Source organism: Endozoicomonas sp. SESOKO4 (assembly GCF_024606275.1).
Genome location: NZ_JAHHPS010000075.1, coordinates 1 through 1,910, shown reverse-complemented (window position 1 = coordinate 1,910; position 1,910 = coordinate 1). Strand labels below are relative to the sequence as shown.

The following is a 1,910-nucleotide window of genomic DNA, read 5'->3' as shown; positions in this document are numbered from 1 at the left end:
GATGGCTTCATTAAGAACAAGATTGATGCCTTCCTGCTCATAAAAGCCTTCAGAAACCATAGACAGGTCCTCCGCAGAGCGCCCCGTGAAAAACTCACTGAGATGAACCCTGTCATAGGCAGGACGGACTTCCTCGCCAAACACTACCACTTCGAAACGATTCAGGCCTCCGGCGTCGACCAGCTTCTCAAGAAAGCGGTGACCGACCATACCATTACCGACTACCACCAGGGTTTCTTTTCCGATCATCTCGGACATCCTCTTCAATGTGACGCATTGGGCCGGAACAACTACATCCATTAGAGCCAGCCTCTTTTCTAATGGTTGTGTTTAAGCAACTGTCGTGCCCACTTTCAAAACACGCTAAAAAACAGGAGTATATCTCGGGGCAATCCAGGTGCCTGCACAAAAATAATGCACCCGGAAATAACCAAACCGCTGACAAGCACCATTTTGGTGAGAAGAAAAATAATAGTTAGAGACTTTGCATACTTAAATAAAGGACTCCCCTATACATAAGAGAAAATTCATTAAAAACGAATAAAAATGCAACTTAAATTCAAGCATTTACCATATTGGCCTGATGTTTGCTTTTGATTGGGAAATCTCTTAAACAAGGAGGATGTATGAGCAACCCCGATTCGTTTAACCTGTTTTCATTTAGCGGGAAAACCAAGATTCTGCACCTTAGCTGGATTGCCTTCTTTATTAGCTTTGTGGTCTGGTTTAACCATGCGCCACTGGCCCTGGCTATTTCTGAGTCTCTGGGCCTCACTCGTGAAGAACTTAAAACCCTGCTGATTCTGAACGTGGCCCTCACCATTCCGGCTCGAGTCATCATTGGTATGCTCACCGATGTTTACGGTCCCAGAAAAGTCTATTCCGGACTTCTGGCCATCTGCAGTATTCCTTGTTTTATGTATGCCCTGGCGGATGACTTCACCCAGGCCGCCATAGCCCGCTTTATGCTGGGAACTATTGGTGCAGGCTTTGTAGTCGGTATTCGTCTGGTGTCTGAGTGGTTCCCGGCCCGCCAACTGGGTACCGCTGAAGGGATTTACGGTGGCTGGGGCAACTTTGGTTCTGCCGCTGCCGCTATGTCTCTGCCCACCATTGCCCTGCTCTTTGGTGGAGAAGATGGCTGGCGCTACGCAATCGGCCTGACCGGATTAATCTCCCTGCTGTTCAGTGTCGTCTTCTACATGAACGTCACTGACACCCCTAAAGGCTCCACCTACTTCCGGCCCAAGAACATTGGTGCCATGGAAGTCACCAGCAAGGGCGATTTTGTCCTGCTGCTGATCATGAAGATACCCATGTATGCCGCACTGGCTCTGCTGACCTGGAAGCTTTCACCAAAAGGTGTTGCCATGCTGAGTGCCGGGATTTCAACGGCTATATATGCAGGCCTGACGGCCATCTATCTGTTTGACGCCTGGAAAGTCTGGCAGGTTAACAAGCAGATTTTCTCCGAGCCTGTCCCAGCCATTCACCAGTATCAGTTCAAGCAGGTGGCTGTTCTGAACGTGCTCTACTTCGCCACCTTCGGCTCAGAGTTGGCAGTAGTTTCTATGCTGCCCCTGTTCTTCGCAGATACCTTTGAATTAGATCCGGTCATGGCAGGTCTGGTAGCTTCCGCTTATGCCTTTATGAACCTGATGTCTCGTCCGGGTGGAGGATTACTGAGCGACAAGTTTGGTCGTAAGATCACCTTGCTTGTTCTGACTGCAGGGCTGGCCGGTGGTTACTACATGATGAGCATCATAGACTCCGGCTGGCCTCTGGTTCTGGCTGTGGTTGCTGCTATGGCCTGCTCCTTCTTTGTGCAGGCCGGTGAAGGTGCCGTATTTGCAGCCGTCCCCCTGATCAAACGTCGACTGACAGGTCAGATTGCCGGTATGACCGGAGCC

Annotated in this window: 2 protein-coding genes; one reads left to right on the top strand and one right to left on the bottom strand. The window is 50.1% G+C overall.

The features are described 5' to 3' along the window. On the bottom strand, positions 1 to 249 hold a 249-nt coding region (locus tag KDK16_RS01270; protein ID WP_257274323.1), incomplete at its 3' end, for a hypothetical protein. Positions 250 to 626: 377 nt separating this feature from the next. Here KDK16_RS01270 and KDK16_RS01265 point away from each other — a divergent pair. Then, on the top strand, positions 627 to 1,910 hold a 1,284-nt coding region (locus KDK16_RS01265), incomplete at its 3' end, for a NarK family nitrate/nitrite MFS transporter (RefSeq protein WP_257274322.1).